Source organism: Litorilinea aerophila, from assembly GCF_006569185.2.
GTDB classification, from domain to species: domain Bacteria; phylum Chloroflexota; class Anaerolineae; order Caldilineales; family Caldilineaceae; genus Litorilinea; species Litorilinea aerophila.
This window is the reverse complement of record NZ_VIGC02000008.1, coordinates 54895-69846: the sequence shown is the minus strand read 5'-3', so window position 1 is coordinate 69846 and position 14952 is coordinate 54895. Positions and strand designations below refer to the sequence as shown.

The 14952-nt window shown below is 64.7% G+C and carries 15 protein-coding genes; 13 read left to right on the top strand and 2 right to left on the bottom strand.

Annotated features, from left to right (window positions below):
• Nucleotides 1-92 precede the first annotated feature (92 nt).
• Both FKZ61_RS07685 and FKZ61_RS07680 read right to left on the bottom strand, forming a co-directional pair.
• On the bottom strand, nucleotides 93-923 hold the full coding sequence (locus FKZ61_RS07685; protein WP_141609500.1) for a heparan-alpha-glucosaminide N-acetyltransferase: 831 nt from the start codon (nucleotides 921-923) through the stop codon (nucleotides 93-95).
• A 138-nt stretch (nucleotides 924-1061) separates the two neighbouring features.
• Nucleotides 1062-1685, bottom strand: coding sequence for a DUF3105 domain-containing protein (locus FKZ61_RS07680; RefSeq protein ID WP_141609499.1), 624 nt, complete (start codon nucleotides 1683-1685; stop codon nucleotides 1062-1064).
• A gap of 443 nt (nucleotides 1686-2128) precedes the next feature.
• Here FKZ61_RS07680 and FKZ61_RS07675 point away from each other — a divergent pair, with 443 nt between their 5' ends.
• The 13 genes from FKZ61_RS07675 (at nucleotide 2129) to FKZ61_RS07615 (ending at nucleotide 14951) form a co-directional block, all read left to right on the top strand.
• Nucleotides 2129-2728: a TlpA disulfide reductase family protein gene (locus tag FKZ61_RS07675; RefSeq protein WP_141609498.1), complete on the top strand. Its 600-nt coding sequence runs from the start codon at nucleotides 2129-2131 to the stop codon at nucleotides 2726-2728.
• 252 nt (nucleotides 2729-2980) lie between these two features.
• Nucleotides 2981-3769 (top strand): prolipoprotein diacylglyceryl transferase, encoded by a 789-nt coding sequence (locus FKZ61_RS07670; protein ID WP_141609497.1) that lies wholly within the window; start codon nucleotides 2981-2983, stop codon nucleotides 3767-3769.
• Between the two features lie 41 nt (nucleotides 3770-3810).
• On the top strand, nucleotides 3811-5193 hold the full coding sequence (locus FKZ61_RS07665) for a DsbA family protein (RefSeq protein WP_141609496.1): 1383 nt from the start codon (nucleotides 3811-3813) through the stop codon (nucleotides 5191-5193).
• 55 nt (nucleotides 5194-5248) lie between these two features.
• Entirely contained in the window at nucleotides 5249-5902 is a 654-nt protein-coding gene (locus tag FKZ61_RS07660; protein WP_141609495.1) for a TlpA family protein disulfide reductase, read from the top strand.
• On the top strand, nucleotides 5902-6645 hold the full coding sequence (locus tag FKZ61_RS07655) for a cytochrome c biogenesis CcdA family protein (RefSeq protein WP_141609494.1): 744 nt from the start codon (nucleotides 5902-5904) through the stop codon (nucleotides 6643-6645). Before FKZ61_RS07660 ends, FKZ61_RS07655 begins: the two co-directional genes overlap by 1 nt.
• A gap of 23 nt (nucleotides 6646-6668) precedes the next feature.
• The gene (locus FKZ61_RS07650) at nucleotides 6669-8696 is read left to right on the top strand and encodes a heme lyase CcmF/NrfE family subunit (RefSeq protein WP_141609493.1); all 2028 of its coding nucleotides are present in this window, start codon (nucleotides 6669-6671) and stop codon (nucleotides 8694-8696) included.
• Nucleotides 8689-9267 carry a cytochrome c-type biogenesis protein gene (locus FKZ61_RS07645; protein WP_141609492.1) on the top strand — a complete coding sequence of 193 codons (579 nt, stop codon included), beginning with the start codon at nucleotides 8689-8691 and terminating at the stop codon, nucleotides 9265-9267. Before FKZ61_RS07650 ends, FKZ61_RS07645 begins: the two co-directional genes overlap by 8 nt.
• Complete coding sequence (locus tag FKZ61_RS07640; protein WP_141609491.1) at nucleotides 9264-10748, top strand: hypothetical protein; 1485 nt, start codon at nucleotides 9264-9266, stop codon at nucleotides 10746-10748. The genes FKZ61_RS07645 and FKZ61_RS07640 overlap by 4 nt, the downstream gene beginning before the upstream one ends.
• A gap of 68 nt (nucleotides 10749-10816) precedes the next feature.
• Nucleotides 10817-11551, top strand: coding sequence for a L,D-transpeptidase family protein (locus tag FKZ61_RS07635; protein ID WP_170199404.1), 735 nt, complete (start codon nucleotides 10817-10819; stop codon nucleotides 11549-11551).
• Between the two features lie 179 nt (nucleotides 11552-11730).
• Nucleotides 11731-13083: a dihydrolipoyl dehydrogenase family protein gene (locus FKZ61_RS07630; protein WP_141609489.1), complete on the top strand. Its 1353-nt coding sequence runs from the start codon at nucleotides 11731-11733 to the stop codon at nucleotides 13081-13083.
• Between the two features lie 231 nt (nucleotides 13084-13314).
• Complete coding sequence (locus FKZ61_RS07625) at nucleotides 13315-13911, top strand: DUF981 domain-containing protein (protein ID WP_229964179.1); 597 nt, start codon at nucleotides 13315-13317, stop codon at nucleotides 13909-13911.
• Between the two features lie 141 nt (nucleotides 13912-14052).
• Nucleotides 14053-14598 carry a hypothetical protein gene (locus tag FKZ61_RS07620; RefSeq protein ID WP_141609488.1) on the top strand — a complete coding sequence of 182 codons (546 nt, stop codon included), beginning with the start codon at nucleotides 14053-14055 and terminating at the stop codon, nucleotides 14596-14598.
• A 20-nt stretch (nucleotides 14599-14618) separates the two neighbouring features.
• On the top strand, nucleotides 14619-14951 hold the full coding sequence (locus tag FKZ61_RS07615) for a hypothetical protein (protein ID WP_141609487.1): 333 nt from the start codon (nucleotides 14619-14621) through the stop codon (nucleotides 14949-14951).
• Nucleotide 14952 lies beyond the last annotated feature (1 nt).

Genomic DNA, 14952 nt, shown 5'->3' with positions numbered 1-14952 from the left:
ACTGGCCCATCCACCGGTAACTGGTGGGTTGGAAGTTCAACCTCTGGCAGAGGTCGAACGTCTCTCATTCAACTGGACAACCGGACACCCCCCTACCGAGCCATCTCCAGCAGCCGTAGCAACGGTAGAAGGATGGCCAAAAGCACCGGCTGGTGCAGCAGGTAGATGGTCAGCGAGCGCAGCCCCAACCATTCCAGCCCGCGCACCGGCGGCCAGTCGGACAGGTTGGGCAGGCGGAAGCGCCGGGCCTTGCCATTGTAGAGCAGGTTACCCAAAAAGAGACCGATGAGCACGACGCCAAACCAGGGGATGACCGGGAAGTAGTCCACGTAGACGTGGTTCGCCGGTTCGAAGCCAAGCCACACCAGCCAGGGCCAGTCGAAGGTCCCGCGCTGCAGAACCTTGCCGGCCAGGATCAGCAGCACACCCAGCCCCAGGTTGAGCCAGCGAAAGCGCAGGAACGGGGTGGCCATCACGATGGAGACGCCGATGAAGTGGAGCACCCCAAACTTGATCGCCAGCCGCGGACCCAGGACAAGCCAGGTGACGGCTGTGATCACCATCCCCCAGCCGAAGATGCGCACGCCTCGTCGCCAATTTTGCCGCCAGAGGACTCGACCTGGCTCCCCCCTGGCCTGGGTCCGCTGGTACAGGATCGCCAGGGAAATCCCCACCAGGAGGATGAAGGTGCTGGCCGTGGTGCGCTGAAAGTAAAACCAAAAGGGCACCGTAAAGATGGCGTCGGTGATCTGGAAGTAGTAGAGGTCGTACATCAGATGGTAGATCACCATCATGACGACGGCCAGGCCGCGTACGGCATCCACCTCCCAAAATCGGCTACCCGGGTGCACCGTCCGGGGACGTCGGCGCGTGGCCAGCCATGCCCGCCAGGCCATTGGCTTCCATAGCTCTTCGAGCTGCATAGATCTCCTTTCTTGCCTCTACACTTGATTTTCCTCCACAGATAACACAGACAGGGTCAAAAAAACTGTGCCATCTGCGAAATCTGTGGATCGAATCTGCATGGTGAACAGTTCCGCAGTTTGATAACGCCTGGAATTTTACCGGTGGTGATCAACCCCTTGATAGCGTGCGATAAACTGGCGGATGCGCCCGGCATCAAATTCGTCGAATTTGTCGATGCGCTGCCAGGCGGTGAGGGCGATGCGACTGCCCATATCCTGGTGCAGCGGAATCGGGCCACCGTCTGTCCAGGTGGGATCGTTGGGGAGCAACACGACCCGTTGTTGCAGATCCAGATGCTCCTGCACCAGCGCCTCCAGCTGGTCAACCAGCTCTGGGCACCCTTCTTCCCCACACTGGTAGTAGATGATCACGCCACCGTCCTCCAGGTTATGGATGAGCTGTTCATAGCGCTGGGGTGTCCGGTAAATGCCCCAGGAGACCAGCCCTCCGTAGTGGGGGCCGGAGGTAGGCGGCGTGCTGTTATATTGGATGGGCGAAAGGGCCCCAGGCGCCAGGTGGGTATTGCCCAAGGAGGGAACCTCTTTCTCCGGGCCCACGGGCCGGGAACTGCGCACGTTGATGTAAATAACCAGAAGGGCCAGGGCCACCAGCAAAGCCGCTCCCCCCATGACGATCCGATCGGCATCCTGCCGTCGTCGGGTGGCTGTCTTTTGCCGTGCCGGTCGGCCAGAAGATTTGATCCGCCGTGTACCTGTCATCAGTCTCTCCCGAAAGGATTTCAGTCAATGCCGTAGATCACCAACCTCACACCAGTACACGCTGGCGTCAATCTGGAGCGCGACTGGCCGGGCTATACGCTCCGTCCACACCCGCATCTTTACCATAGGCCGGCCGAGAAATAAAGGATCTCGGAAAGATTCGCCCCTCCCCTCTGGGCGGCCCCTTCCCCCAGTGTAGGATTTGCCCCATCGGTTCCCCATTTGCTACGAACAGACGATTTCGCCTTCCTCACCCCGGCCATGGGGCGACCCTGTCGCATATCCGACAACGGTGTCGGATTCCATGACATTTTTCGCCCTCCAAGCGCCTCGGCCCCAGGGAAAGGGAGGGCCTCCTTGAAAATGCCCCTCCCTTTTATCTATAGTGAAGCCCGACAAATCGGGAGTGGATTGTCGACCCAAAGGATGGCAACGAAACCACCATGTCCAAAACAGACATATCGCCCATATCCCCCCGCTCCATCGGCGAGGAGGGCCTGCCCGCCACCTACTGGCGAGGGCTGATGATCGTGGTCCTCCTGCTCGGCCTGGCCTGGATCAACCTGAGTCGGGTCACCGACGCCAGCCTGATGGGCCAGGACGTGGAGGCCCCCAAGGCCGGTTTCCTGGCCCCGGACTTCCGTCTCACCAGCCTTGAAGATGGGAGCGTCCGCCTGTCGGACCTGCGGGGCAAACCGGTCATTCTGAATTTTTGGGCCACCTGGTGTCCCCCCTGCCGAAGGGAGATGCCCGCCCTGGAAGCCATCTGGCAGCGATATGGCCGGGGTGGGGTTCTTGTCTTGGGAATCGACGAGGGTGAACAGGCCAGTGTCGTGGCCCGGTTTGCCCGAGAACAGGTGGGAACCACTTTTCCGCTGTTACTGGACAGGCAGCAAGAGGTGGGAGCTCGCTACAACGTGCGAGCGATACCGACCACCGTCTTCGTCGACCCGAGCGGACGCATTCAGGACATTGTGGTGGGAGGCCCCCTGGACGAGGCAGCCCTGCTGGGTGGCGTGAACAAAATCACGGCCGGTCCATGAACCGCGCCGGATTCACGCCACCCCTGCCCCACCCCCTGTTTCGCATGGGGATCGGTGTCTCTGGAGAACCGATGACTCTACTGCAAAAAGGTCAAATTGGACGCTGCCCCACGCAGATAAACGCTGATTAGAACAATTCTCTCCTGCGTTTCTTTGCGGCTTTGCGCCCTCTGCGCCTTTGCGTTGAAAAATGCCCTTTTTACAGGGGAGTCACTGATAACTCCGGAAAAAACAAGGAGAAAGCAAAGAAGCATGTGGCCAGTCTTGCATTTCTTGGGATTGACCCTGCCCGTTGCCCCCCTGGCAGCCCTGCTCGCCTTTGCGGTGGGCAGCGAAGTGGGAAGCCGTACCATCCGCCGTTTCGCCGGCAAGGAAAAGGTCGCAGCGTCCTGGAGTGAGGCCTTCAACAACGCGACCTTTGTGGGCCTGCTGGCCGGGCTGGTGGCCGCGCGCGTCGCCTACGCCATGCGTTACTTTGATCTCTACCTGGCCGAACCGACATTGCTCTTCTCCCTGCGGCCGGGGACGCTGGCCTGGTGGCCGGGGATTGGGTTCGGTGCGGCGGTGGTGGTTTTCTACAGCCGCCGCCATCAACTCCCCCTGGCCGTGATCGCCGACGCGGGGGCGATGGGCGCGTTGGCGGCCCTGGTGATCTGGAACCTGGGCCAATTTTTGACCGGCGACGCCTACGGCGTGCCGGCCGAGGTGCCCTGGGCGGTGCAGCTCTGGGGTGAAGCCCGTCACCCGGTGCAGCTCTATGTGGCCGGGGCCTTGCTGGTGGGGTTGGCTGTCCTCTGGTGGCAACGCCAGGATGTCCGCCCCGGCCAGCTCTTCTGGAAGGCACTTCTGGTTTATGGGGCAGTCGAGCTCTTCTTCACCGCATTCCGCGCCAACCCCACTACCTGGGGGCCGGGCATTCGTACCGCCCAGGTATACGCGTTACTCGCTATCCTGACAGCCATGTACGTGCTCTCCTACTATGCCCGTCCTCCTCATCTGGAAGGAGCGCCCAAAGTCGATGAAAGCGTCAACGGCTTGTAGCGACTATCACCCGATGAAATTTAGCTGAGCGAGGCAATCCAATGAATCCACCGACCCACAAGAGCATCTTCATCGCCCTTCTCCTCCTCGCCGTTGCGGCAGGGCTCGCCGCCTGTACCGGCATCGACGATCCTGTTGCCAGGCAGGAGACCATCGCGGCCGCCGTGGAAGCCACCCTGACCGCTGTGGCGGCACCGGTCCAAGATGCGGCACCGGGCGCAGGGGCAGCCACGCCCACCCCGGCCCAATCCCAGCAGGTCATCCAACTGCCTGCGCCCCTCCCCAACTGGCAGCGCTATACGAATAAGCCCGCCACCAGCAAGGGCGCCCCCGACGCCCCCGTGGTGTTGGTGGAATACAGCGACTTCCAGTGTCCCTGGTGTGGACGCTTCGAGGCGGAGGTGATGCCCGAGCTGGTGCCCCTCATCGAGGCCGGCGACCTGCGCTTTGTCTACAAGCACTTCCCCGTGTTGGGGCCGGACTCGGTGACCGCGGCCCTGGCCTCCGAGTGCGCCGCCTGGCAGGGCGACTTCTGGTCCCTCCACGACTGGCTCTTCGACAACCAGTCGGCCTGGAAAAGTCAGGGCCAGCTCCGGGAGCGGATCCTGGACGCAGCCGCCGGTCTGGGCTATGACGCCGAAGCCCTGGCCACCTGCATGGATTCGGATGAAGCCAACCAGGCCATCAGCGCCGATTACCAGGAGACCCAGCAGCTCGGTTTCCGGGGCACGCCCAGTTTTATCCTCAACGGCCGCCTGATCCCCGGCTTTATGCCGGCAGAGACCTTCACCGGGCTGATCCAGGCGTTCAAAGCCGAAGCCACCGGGAAGGAGCTTCCCCCCGGCTACGCGCTGGCCCCCACCCCTGTGCCACCCGATACAGAGTTCGAGCCCGAGGAGTTCGCCGTCCAGGGGGACCCCAATGCGCCGGTGACCCTGGTGGAGTTCAGCGACTACCAGTGTCCCTTCTGCCAGCGCTTTTTCCAGGAGACGAAACCACTGATCGATGCCCAATACGTGGAGACGGGCAAGGTTCGCTTCGTCTATAAAGATTTCCCCATCGACAGCCTCCACGCCCAGGCCCGTGCCGCCGCCGAGGCAGCGGAATGCGCCGGCGCCCAAGGAGCGTACTGGCCCATGCACGACCGCATCTTCGTAGGCAAGGACGAGTGGGCCGAAAACCCCAACGCGGTGGACGTGTTCAAGGGCTATGCCGTCGAACTGGGATTAGATCCGGCGGCGTTCAACGCCTGCCTGGACGAAGGCACCTACGCCGACGAGGTACAGGCCGATTTCGAAGAAGGGAAGCGGGCCGGCGTCACGGGCACGCCCGGTTTCTTCATCAACGGCCGCAAAGTGGAAGGCGCCCAGCCCTTCGCCGTTTTTCAGGAAATCATCGAAGCGGCGCTCAACCAGCAGCCGTAGCAGTCGTCGAGGGAGGGGCTGACCGGTCCCTCCCTCCTGACCGGAGGTGGCACCCATGACCCAAAAGTTACACGATAGCCAACCTCTGTCCGGCCCACGCCATGACGGGACAGGAGCCCCGCCGGCGGCACGCCGCGCCCTGACCTGGGCGCCGGTCTTCCTGGCCCTGTTTGCCTTGCTGGCCCTGTTGGGGTGGGGACTCTTCCGGCAGGCCGGGGGCGTCAGCCCCTTCGGCACCAACGAGGGCCCGCTGCAGGTGGAAACCCTTCAGAAGGTGGCCGCCGACTTCGGCGGTCCCCTCTATACACCCTTCCGAGGGCAGAGTCAGATTCAACTCAGCGATCTTCGGGGCGAAGTCGTGGTGGTCAACTTCTGGGCCAGCTGGTGTCTGCCCTGCCGGGAGGAAGCGCCCATCCTGGAACAGACCTGGCGTCGCTACCAAAATCGGGGCGTGGTCTTCCTGGGCGTCAACATCTGGGATAGCGAGCAGGACGCCCGGGCCTACCTGGCCGAATTCGACATCACCTTTCCCAACCTGATCGACGAACGGGGCCGCATTGCGGTGGAGTACGGCCTCACAGGTGTACCCGAAACTTACTTTGTCACCCCGGATGGCCTGCTCAGCCGCCGGGTCATCGGAGCCATCAACCGAACGACCCTGGAGCAAAGCATCGAAGCAGCCCTGGCGGCCGGAGGAGCGGGTGAGTGATGGAAGGGCTGCCCCAGATCGGCCTGCTATTGGCCTTCGGCGCTGGCGTGCTCAGCTTCTTTTCCCCTTGCGTGGCCCCGCTGGTGCCGGGCTACCTCTCCTTCATCTCCGGCGTCTCCACCGGCGGGCGCACACCATCGCCGACGGTGGAGCGACCTCAAGCCCTGATGCAGACCGCAGTCACCAGCCTGGTCTTCGTGCTGGGCTTTACCCTGGTCTTTGTCACCCTTGGGGCCGGCGCGGCCCTGTTTGGCGGGCTGCTGGAAGCCTACCGTCAGCCCCTCAACCGGCTGACCGGTGCCGTTATGGTGGCCATGGGCCTGATCCTGGCAGATGTGCTGCGCCTGCCCGGCCTGGCCCGGGAATGGCGCTTTCAGCCCAACCTGCAGGCATGGGGGCCGAGCGCGCCCCTGCTGTTGGGCATGGCCTTCGCCTTCGGCTGGGTGCCGTGCATCGGCCCCATCCTGGCCGGCATCCTGCTCTACGCCAGCAGCGCGGCCACCGTGGGCACGGGCATTTGGCTGCTCCTGGCTTACAGCCTGGGACTGGGTGTGCCATTTGTGATCAGCGGCGTGGCCGCCGGCTGGATCCTGGGCACTGCTCGCCGTCTGAGGCGGATCTGGCCCTGGATCACCCGCCTCAGCGGTGGGCTGCTGGTGGGGATGGGCCTGCTGTTCCTCAGCGGCCGCTTCTTCTATGTGAATATCTTCATCCAACGGCTGACATACAGGCTGTTCTACTGACTGGAGAGTAACTGGAGAGGTCTATGCCACTTTCACTGGACATGGTCAACGTAGGGGCCGGCGCCCTGCAGCTGGCGCCGGTTTTCGCCGTCTACGCCATCGTGGTCGCCATCCTGGGTGACCGCGCCCCGGGGGCACCCGGCCGCCCAGGATGGCTGCTATCGGCCCGCCACGCTGTGCACGTGGTCACAGGACTGCTCCTGGTGGCCAGTGGCGCACTGGTCTATGCCTTTCTCACCCGGGACTACAGCGTCTTCTATGTCTTCCAGAATACCCGCAACAGCCAGAGCCTGCTCTATACCTGGACGGCCTTCTGGGGAGGCAACGCCGGCAGTCTGCTCTTCTGGGCCACGGGGTTGGGCATCTTTACCTCCATCGCCCTCACCCTCCACTGGCGCAGCCAGTATCGGCTCATGCCCATGGTCATGGCCGTGCTGATGGTCATTGCCCTCTTCTTTTTACTGCTCTTGAACTTCGTTGCCAGCCCCTTCAAGCGGCTGGATTTTATCCCCCTGGACGGCCGGGGCCTCAACCCCCTCCTGCAGGACCCGGGCATGGCCATCCATCCGCCCCTGCTGCTGACCGGCTACATGAGCATGAGCATTCCCTACGCCTTCGCCATGGCGGCCCTGCTCAGCGGCCAGCTGGATGCCGGCTGGCTGCGGGCCACCCGGCGCTGGACCCTGGCTGCCTGGGGCATCCTCAGCCTGGGGTTGCTCTTTGGCTCGTGGTGGGCCTATCGGGTATTGGGGTGGGGCGGCTACTGGGGATGGGATCCGGTGGAGAACGTGGCCCTGATCCCCTGGCTGGCCGCGTCCGCCTACCTGCATTCGGCCATCATCACCGAAAAGCGAGGCATGTTCAAGGTGTGGACCCTGGTCCTGGTCATCCTGGCCTTCGGGCTCTCCATTTTCGGCACCTTTATCGTCCGCAGCGGCGTCATCACCTCGGTGCACAGCTTTGCCCAGTCCAGCATCGGCCCCTGGTTCTTCGCGTTTCTGGGCACGGTGCTGATCGTCAGCCTGGCGGCCGTGGTTTACCGTCTGCCCCAGCTGGAGAGCCGGTATCGACTGGACGGTTTGCTCAGTCGGGAGAGTGGTTTTCTCTTCAACAACCTGCTGTTGATCAGCCTGGTGTTTGTGACGACCCTGGGCGTGCTCTTCCCCATGCTCAGCGAACTGGTCAGCGGCGTCCAGATCACCGTGGGGCCGCCCTTCTACAATCAGGTGAACGGTCCGTTGCTGCTGGCCCTCATGTTGCTCATGGGCATTGGGCCGCTGCTGCCCTGGCGTCGCGCCACCCGCGCCCAACTGTGGGCCCGGTTCCGCTGGCCGGTCGCCCTCTTGGGTGTCAGCCTGGGTGGCCTGCTGGTCGTGTTGCGGTCCTTCTGGCCTGCCCTGGGCTTTGCCGTGGCGGCCTTCACCGCCATGTCCGTTATCCAGGAATACGTGCGGGCCATCAGTGCCCGCCGGGCGGTCACGGGTGAGCCCTGGTTGCAGGCCACCGGGCGCCTGGTCAGCCGGGCGCGGGGCCGCTACGGGGGCTACCTGGTGCATGCCGGGCTGGTCTTCATTGCCTTCGGCGTGGTGGGCAGCCAGTTCTTCAAACTGGAGCGGGGCGTAACCCTGGCCCCGGGGGAGACCGCGGCCATCGGGCGCTATCAGTTGACCTATCTGGCGCTGGAGGAGCGCCGCACGCCCGCCGAACGAGTGGTCACAGCCCGCCTGAGGGTCGAGCGAAACGGCGCCCTGTGGACGGTGCTGGAGCCGGGGAAGCGCTTTCTGGCCGGCTTTGAGGAGCAGCCAACCAGCGCCATCGCCATCCGTTCCACCCTCCTGGAAGACCTCTACGTGGTGCTCACGGGCTGGGACGAAAACGGGGCCAGTTTCTTCCTCTTCGTCAACCCCATGATGATCTGGATCTGGCTGGGTGGGCTGGTCCTGACCGTGGGGGGCCTGGTCGCCTGGTGGCCACCCCGTCAGCCCCGGCCACGTCCAGTCCCCCAGGGGAACAGGCAAACGGTGAGCAGAGAGGCAGTGAGCCATGTCTAACCACCCCAAAGACCCCATCGAGGTGCGGTTGTCCTCCCAGCGCGGCGTCACCGTCGTGCTGCTGGGCGCCCTGGTGCTGGTTGCCGTCGGGCTGGCCTTGCTGGGAAGGGGACTCGCGTCCAACCTGCAGGTGACCCAGGCCTCGCCAGAAGCCCTCTCCGCCGACCAGCGCCTGATCCGGATCGCGGACCAGCTCCAATGTCCAATTTGCGAAGGTCAGTCGGTGGCCTTTTCCAACTCCCAACTGGCCGCGGAAATGCGCCGCCTCATCGCCGAGAAGTTGGCGGCCGGCGAGGAGGAAGAGCAGATCATCGCCTACTTTGTGGAACGCTACGGCGTACGCATTCTGCGGGAACCGCCCCGCAGCGGCCTCAACCTCTGGCTCTGGATCACACCCGCGCTGGCCTTTGCCGTGGCGGCCCTGGGCCTCACCTGGACCCTCTGGCGGATGGCCAGGGCCCAACCGGCGGCGGTATCGACTCCGGCGACGACCGACGGATCCGGCGATGCCCTGGACGATGAAGTGCGGGATCTGCTGGCCCAATACGACGAGGAGTTATTTTCCCGATGACCGAGCTGGTTCTGCTCTTGCTGGGTCTGGGAAGCGGCGCGTTCGTCATCTGGCCCCTCCTGCGCGAGGCGCGTTGGCCGTGGGTATCGGCCGATGCGCCGTCGGGCGAGGTCGAGGCCCTGCGCCAGGAAGAGCTCCTGGCCCTGGAGGCGCTGCGGGACCTGGCCACCGATCTAAAGCTGGGCAACCTTTCCGAGTCAGACTACCGGTCGCTGGCAGCTCCGCTGCGTGCCGGGCTCCAACGGGCCCAATCCCGTCGGGCTGAGGCGGAGAAGAGGTGGCCGGATGGGTGGATCATCCCGCCTGACCTGGACCGTCAATTGGAAGACGAGATTCTGGCCATGCGACGGGTCCCCCCCCTCCCCGCCGCTGGCCCCATGGAAGCGGGGCTGGTTCGTCGCTGTCCCACCTGTGCGACGCCCGCGGCGCCGGCGCACCGCTTCTGCGCGGCCTGCGGCACGGCCCTGCCGCCGGTTCCGGACGACGGACCGGAGGGCCCAGGGCCGGCCACCGGGGTATCGCCTTCGCCGGCCCTGGGGCCAGACGTCCCCCTCCGGCCCGATCCCCCCACGCCGACAGCCGAGGCCACCCCGACCGTTCCACCCATCTCCCTCCCCGAGGCCCGGTCGGCCGACACCGGGCGACGCCGCTATTGGTGGGGGATGGTGGTCGCCCTGGTCCTGGCCTGGGTGGTGGTGGTCGCGGTCCTCTACCTCAACGGCCGCAATCGACAGCTGGCCAACATACCCGTGGCCCAATTCGAGACCCCCATCCAGGCCATTGCTGCCGGCGGGGAAGTCTGGATGGTGGCCACGGGCGACGGTGTCCAGCGATCCGGCGACGGCCGTCGCTGGGTCCGCACCGGGCTGGCCGAAGCAGCCCAGGCCGTGGTCGCGCTGGATACGGCCGGCACATCCTGGCTGGCAACCACCGGCACGGGGCTATGGCGCAGCGACGACGGCGGCAACACCTGGCGCCCCGCCATGGGAAACGGCCAGGGGTTCGTCGCCCTGGCCTCTGCACCGCGCATGGGCATGGTCTGGGGCCTGACCGGCGATGCCCTCTACGCCAGTGAAGATGGAGGGGCAAGCTGGGCACTCCTCAGCGACCGCCTGCCTGGGCAGGGGCAGGCGCTGGCGGTGGGGCCGGGCGAGCTCTACCTGGGCACGGACCGGGGCGTCTTCCTCAGCCGGGATGGGGGACAGGGGTGGGCCGGCCAGAATGGGATGGTCAACGGGCGCATCGTCAGCCTGGACATTCGCGCCCTGGCCTACGACGGTGACAACAGGCTGCTCTACGCCGGCACGCCCGCCGGCCTGTCCTTTCTGAATACCGCCCAGGGAGGGGGCTGGGGACAGCGTGCCCTCCAGGGCGTGGTTACAGCCCTGTGGCTGGCCGGCGAAAACGGCCAGATGCTCTGGGCCGGTACAGAGGATGGCCGTCTCTTCCTCAGCCCCGATCGGGGCGTCACCTGGCGGTAACCGGCCCTCTATCCACCCGGAAGTGCCATCCACCCTGGATGGTCCAATGTCAGTATTGGGAGGCCTTCATGGACAAGCTGTTCCTCTGGCGGGTTCGCATCCTCTGCTGGATGGTGGGCTCCGGCCTGCTCTTGGGGCTGGGGTGGACACCGCTGGCTGTTCACGCCCAACATGCACGCCAGATCCCCCCAGCGTCGATGCAAAGTCCGGCACAGCTCGACAACCTGCCGCCGTTGCCCTTTTCCCGGCCCTTGATCCGGCCGCCGGCATCCACCTTCCGCACCGGGGCGGACGGGTTCCCATCTGGAGAAGCCCCCTCGGTGCGGGGCTTGATGGACGCGCCGGACCCGGCGACCTCGCCTGCGGTCCAGGCGGCCCGGGTCAAGGGTGAAAAATGGATCGAGGTGGACCTGAGCGAGCAGAAGGTCTACGCCTATGAAGGGGACCGACGGGTGAACACCTTCGTGGTGTCCACAGGCCTGCCGGGCACGCCGACGGTCACCGGTGAATTTCGCATGTGGATCCGGACACCGATCCAGGACATGTCCGGCGGCAACCGGGCGGCGGGCACCTATTACTATCTCAAGGACGTGCAGTGGGTCCAGTACTTCTATCAGGATTATGCCTTCCACGGCACCTACTGGCACAACAATTTCGGCCAGCCCATGAGCCGGGGCTGTGTGAACATGACCAACGAGGACGCCCAGTGGCTCTTCGAGTGGGCCTTTCCCCAGTGGAACGGGGAGCGGGGCTGGTTCAAGCCGACCGAGGAGAACGCAACCCTGGTGATCGTGCACCCCTGACATTGGATGGTTCGAACCAGGGGGGAGCAGTATCGAACGGACCTGAGCAAAGTGGAATGGTATAATGCTTCCCAGAGACCGACGATGCCGGTGAGGGCCGTTGTCCGTTCTGAGCGTGCAGAAGGGCTCAGCCCCCTCGACTGCGACGGCCACGCCGGATTGCCCAGAAGGGAGGCATCATGTCCCAGTCCTTTGATCTCATCGTCATCGGCACCGGCTCGGCCGGCTCGACCGTCGCCCACCGGTGCCGCCAGGCCGGATGGTCAGTTGCCATCGTGGATTCGCGCCCGTTTGGCGGAACCTGTGCCCTGCGGGGGTGCGACCCCAAGAAGGTGCTGGTGGGCGCTGCCCACGCCGCCGATTGGGTACGCCGCCTGCAGACGGAAGGCATCTTTACGTCGGACATTCACCTGGACTGGCCGGCCCTGATGCGGTTCAAACGCACCTTCACCGATCCAGTCCCGGCCAACCGGCTGCAGAGCTTCCGCAAAGCGGGCATCGAGCCCTTCCAGGGACAGGCCCGCTTTGTGGATGAGACAGCCGTGCAGGTGGGCGGTGAGACGCTCCAGGGGCGTCATGTGGTTATCGCGGCAGGCGCCCGCCCGGCCACCCTGGGCATTCCCGGGGAGGAGCATCTGGCCACCAGTACCGACTTCCTGGCGCTGGAACACCTGCCTCCACGAATCATCTTCGTGGGCGGCGGCTATATTTCCTTCGAATTCGCCCATGTGGCTGCCCGGGCCGGCGCCGCGGTCCGCATTCTCCAGCGGGGAGAGCAACCGCTCAAGGGATTCGAGCCGGATCTGGTGGCCCGGCTCGTGGCGTCCAGCCGGAACCAGGGCATGGAGATCCACCTCCACAGCGAAGTGCAGGCCATTGAGAAACGGGGTGATGAATACGTGGTTCTGGTCCGCCAGGAAGGCACAGAGCGGACTTTTCAGGCCGATCTGGTGGTCCACGGGGCAGGTCGTGTGGCCGAAATTGACGACCTGAACCTGGATGCTGCGGGCGTGGCATGGGAGCGCCGGGGGGTAACGGTCAACGAATACCTGCAGAGCGTCTCCAACCCGGCTGTCTATGCCGCAGGCGACGCTGCGGCCAGCGGGCCGCCGTTGACGCCTGTGGCCGGCATGGAAGGGGGCATTGTAGCCCGCAACCTCCTGGAGGGCAACCGCCACACGCCCCGGTACCAGGGCATCCCGTCCGTTGTCTTTACCATACCGCCTCTGGCCGGCGTCGGCCTGACAGAGCCCGCGGCACGGGCCCAGGGGCATCGCTTCCAGGTGAAACAGGAGGATACCTCGAGCTGGTATTCTTCTCGTCGGGTCAAGCTCAAGGAGACGGGCTTCAAAGTGCTCCTGGAGGAGGACAGCGAGCGGATCCTGGGGGCTCACCTGCTGGGTCCAGAGGCCGACGAAGTGATCAACCTGTTTGCCCTGGCCATGCGTCAGGAGCTGCCGGCGTCTGCCTTGCGGGAGCAGATCTATGCCTACCCCACGGCCGCGTCCGACATCAGTTACATGGTATCGTAACGCTCCGTATTTTCCCTCCACCGTCTATTCCTCTACCCAGCCCCAGGGTGCGGTTGAACCCCTCAGATTGGTTCAACTGCACCTGTCTTTTGGAGCCGCTCCGGGCTATTCTATGGGTGAAAAATCGATACAGCGTGAACGACCTGACAGAAAGATATGGACTCGGATTGTTCTCGCTGAGAAGCATCAAAGTCAACCATTGCAAGCCATATCGGCTCAAAGGAGGGTACAATGTCTGGGTTGAGTTCGCACAATCCGCTGATTCTCATTCTGGGGTTGGTGACAGCGGCCGGCGCGGCCGGTGCCGCATACATGCTCTACGTGGCCCAGGGGAAGGAAACCCCGGAGATCCGCAAGGAGTTCGGCGCCCTGTTCTTCCTCATCGGGCTCTTCTCGCTGGGTGGGTTCGTCCAGCTCATCTGGTCGGACTGGGCAGGGTTCCCCGCCGGCCACTACACGGAACTGTTCGGCGTGACCACGGGCCTGTTCTCGTTCATGCTGCTGGCCGCCGGCTTCTATCTCTACAGCGGCCTGGACCTGCGGGCCCTGGCCTGGCCCTCGGTCCTGTTGGGGCTCTACCTCATCCAGGGTGCCCGGGCGGTCATCACCTTTGGCCTGACCCGTAACCCGCCGGTGACCTTTGTCCTGTGGCTGGCGGCCGGCCTGGCCAGCATCGGGATGCTGCCCTTCGCCTATGCCAAGGACTCCACCCGGCGGACCCTGGCCTACGCAGGGGCCCTGGTCCTGGCAGTGATGGCTCTGGCCGCCTTCGTCACCGGGTTCGCCGGCTTCTTCGGCCACATCGCCGAAGTGGTCCAGGGCGGGTGACAGCCAGGCATAGCCTGCTCAATTCAACACGATGGGAACGGCGTGGAGATGCTCCACGCCGTTCCCGATCTCAAGGCAAAGTGGGGTGGGGGACCAATCTGTGGTTTCTGCGCTGGACTCGTGGACGGGAAGGAGGAGGCCATGGAAGGATGGGCGTTCAGTGCCCGGGCGCTGTGGAGCCTGGTCCACGGCGTCGTCCTGGGCGGGATTTTCCTGATTGCTGCCGTGGCAGGGCTACTGGGGATTTACAGCTACGGGCTCCGGGATGGGTGGCGAACCGATTCGGAGCTCCAGCCCCATCTGCGACGCCTCTCGGCAGGCACCTGGATCACGGCGCTGGTGGTCTGGCTGATGACCATCAGCGGCACCTTCATCCTCTACCCCTGGTATCGGGACCCGACGTGGGCCGGGATGCCCCGCTACCTGGTTTCCCGCACCTACCTGCTGACCCAGGAAGAGCTGGCTGTGTGGCACGTGTATGGAATGGCGTGGAAGGAGCACATGGGGTGGCTGGCGGCCATCCTGGCCACCGTGGCGGCAGCCATCACCGTCCAGTATGGGCCCCAACTGGGCGAGGATGACTTCCTGCGCCAGATCACCCTGGCCATCTTCGGCATCTCCTTCTTGGCGGCAGGAATCGCCGGCCTGTTGGGCTCCTTGCTCACCAAGCTGATGCCCCTGCTCTGAGGTGGACGGGAGGGAAAACCATGCGAGAGCCGGAGAAACGGCTGGCCAGAGGCCCGGCAGCGGCCGCCATCCTGGCCGGCGCTGTGGCCAGCGCCACCCTGGGCATCCTGACCGTCATTGCCGCCCGGCTTCCCCAGGCGGATCACCTGCTGAACTGGTACCCGCCGGCTGGCTCCCTGAGCGGGCGCACCCTGGCCACCACCCTGATCTGGCTGGCCAGCTGGTGGCTGCTCCACCGACGATGGCGAGAACGGGACGTTCCTCTGGGCCGCATCGCCCTCTGGGCAGGCTGGCTGCTGGCCCTGGGGCTCCTGCTCACCTTTCCCCCCATCTACCAGTGGCTGGCCGGCTGAC

Bases quoted from the DNA above. Each gene is read 5' to 3' on its own strand.
- FKZ61_RS07685 (WP_141609500.1), bottom strand. From the start codon at position 923: ATGCAGCTCGAAGAGCTATGGAAGCCAATGGCCTGGCGGGCATGGCTG.
- FKZ61_RS07680 (WP_141609499.1), bottom strand. From the start codon at position 1,685: ATGACAGGTACACGGCGGATCAAATCTTCTGGCCGACCGGCACGGCAA.
- FKZ61_RS07675 (WP_141609498.1), top strand. From the start codon at position 2,129: ATGTCCAAAACAGACATATCGCCCATATCCCCCCGCTCCATCGGCGAG.
- FKZ61_RS07670 (WP_141609497.1), top strand. From the start codon at position 2,981: ATGTGGCCAGTCTTGCATTTCTTGGGATTGACCCTGCCCGTTGCCCCC.
- FKZ61_RS07665 (WP_141609496.1), top strand. From the start codon at position 3,811: ATGAATCCACCGACCCACAAGAGCATCTTCATCGCCCTTCTCCTCCTC.
- FKZ61_RS07660 (WP_141609495.1), top strand. From the start codon at position 5,249: ATGACCCAAAAGTTACACGATAGCCAACCTCTGTCCGGCCCACGCCAT.
- FKZ61_RS07655 (WP_141609494.1), top strand. From the start codon at position 5,902: ATGGAAGGGCTGCCCCAGATCGGCCTGCTATTGGCCTTCGGCGCTGGC.
- FKZ61_RS07650 (WP_141609493.1), top strand. From the start codon at position 6,669: ATGCCACTTTCACTGGACATGGTCAACGTAGGGGCCGGCGCCCTGCAG.
- FKZ61_RS07645 (WP_141609492.1), top strand. From the start codon at position 8,689: ATGTCTAACCACCCCAAAGACCCCATCGAGGTGCGGTTGTCCTCCCAG.
- FKZ61_RS07640 (WP_141609491.1), top strand. From the start codon at position 9,264: ATGACCGAGCTGGTTCTGCTCTTGCTGGGTCTGGGAAGCGGCGCGTTC.
- FKZ61_RS07635 (WP_170199404.1), top strand. From the start codon at position 10,817: ATGGACAAGCTGTTCCTCTGGCGGGTTCGCATCCTCTGCTGGATGGTG.
- FKZ61_RS07630 (WP_141609489.1), top strand. From the start codon at position 11,731: ATGTCCCAGTCCTTTGATCTCATCGTCATCGGCACCGGCTCGGCCGGC.
- FKZ61_RS07625 (WP_229964179.1), top strand. From the start codon at position 13,315: ATGTCTGGGTTGAGTTCGCACAATCCGCTGATTCTCATTCTGGGGTTG.
- FKZ61_RS07620 (WP_141609488.1), top strand. From the start codon at position 14,053: ATGGAAGGATGGGCGTTCAGTGCCCGGGCGCTGTGGAGCCTGGTCCAC.
- FKZ61_RS07615 (WP_141609487.1), top strand. From the start codon at position 14,619: ATGCGAGAGCCGGAGAAACGGCTGGCCAGAGGCCCGGCAGCGGCCGCC.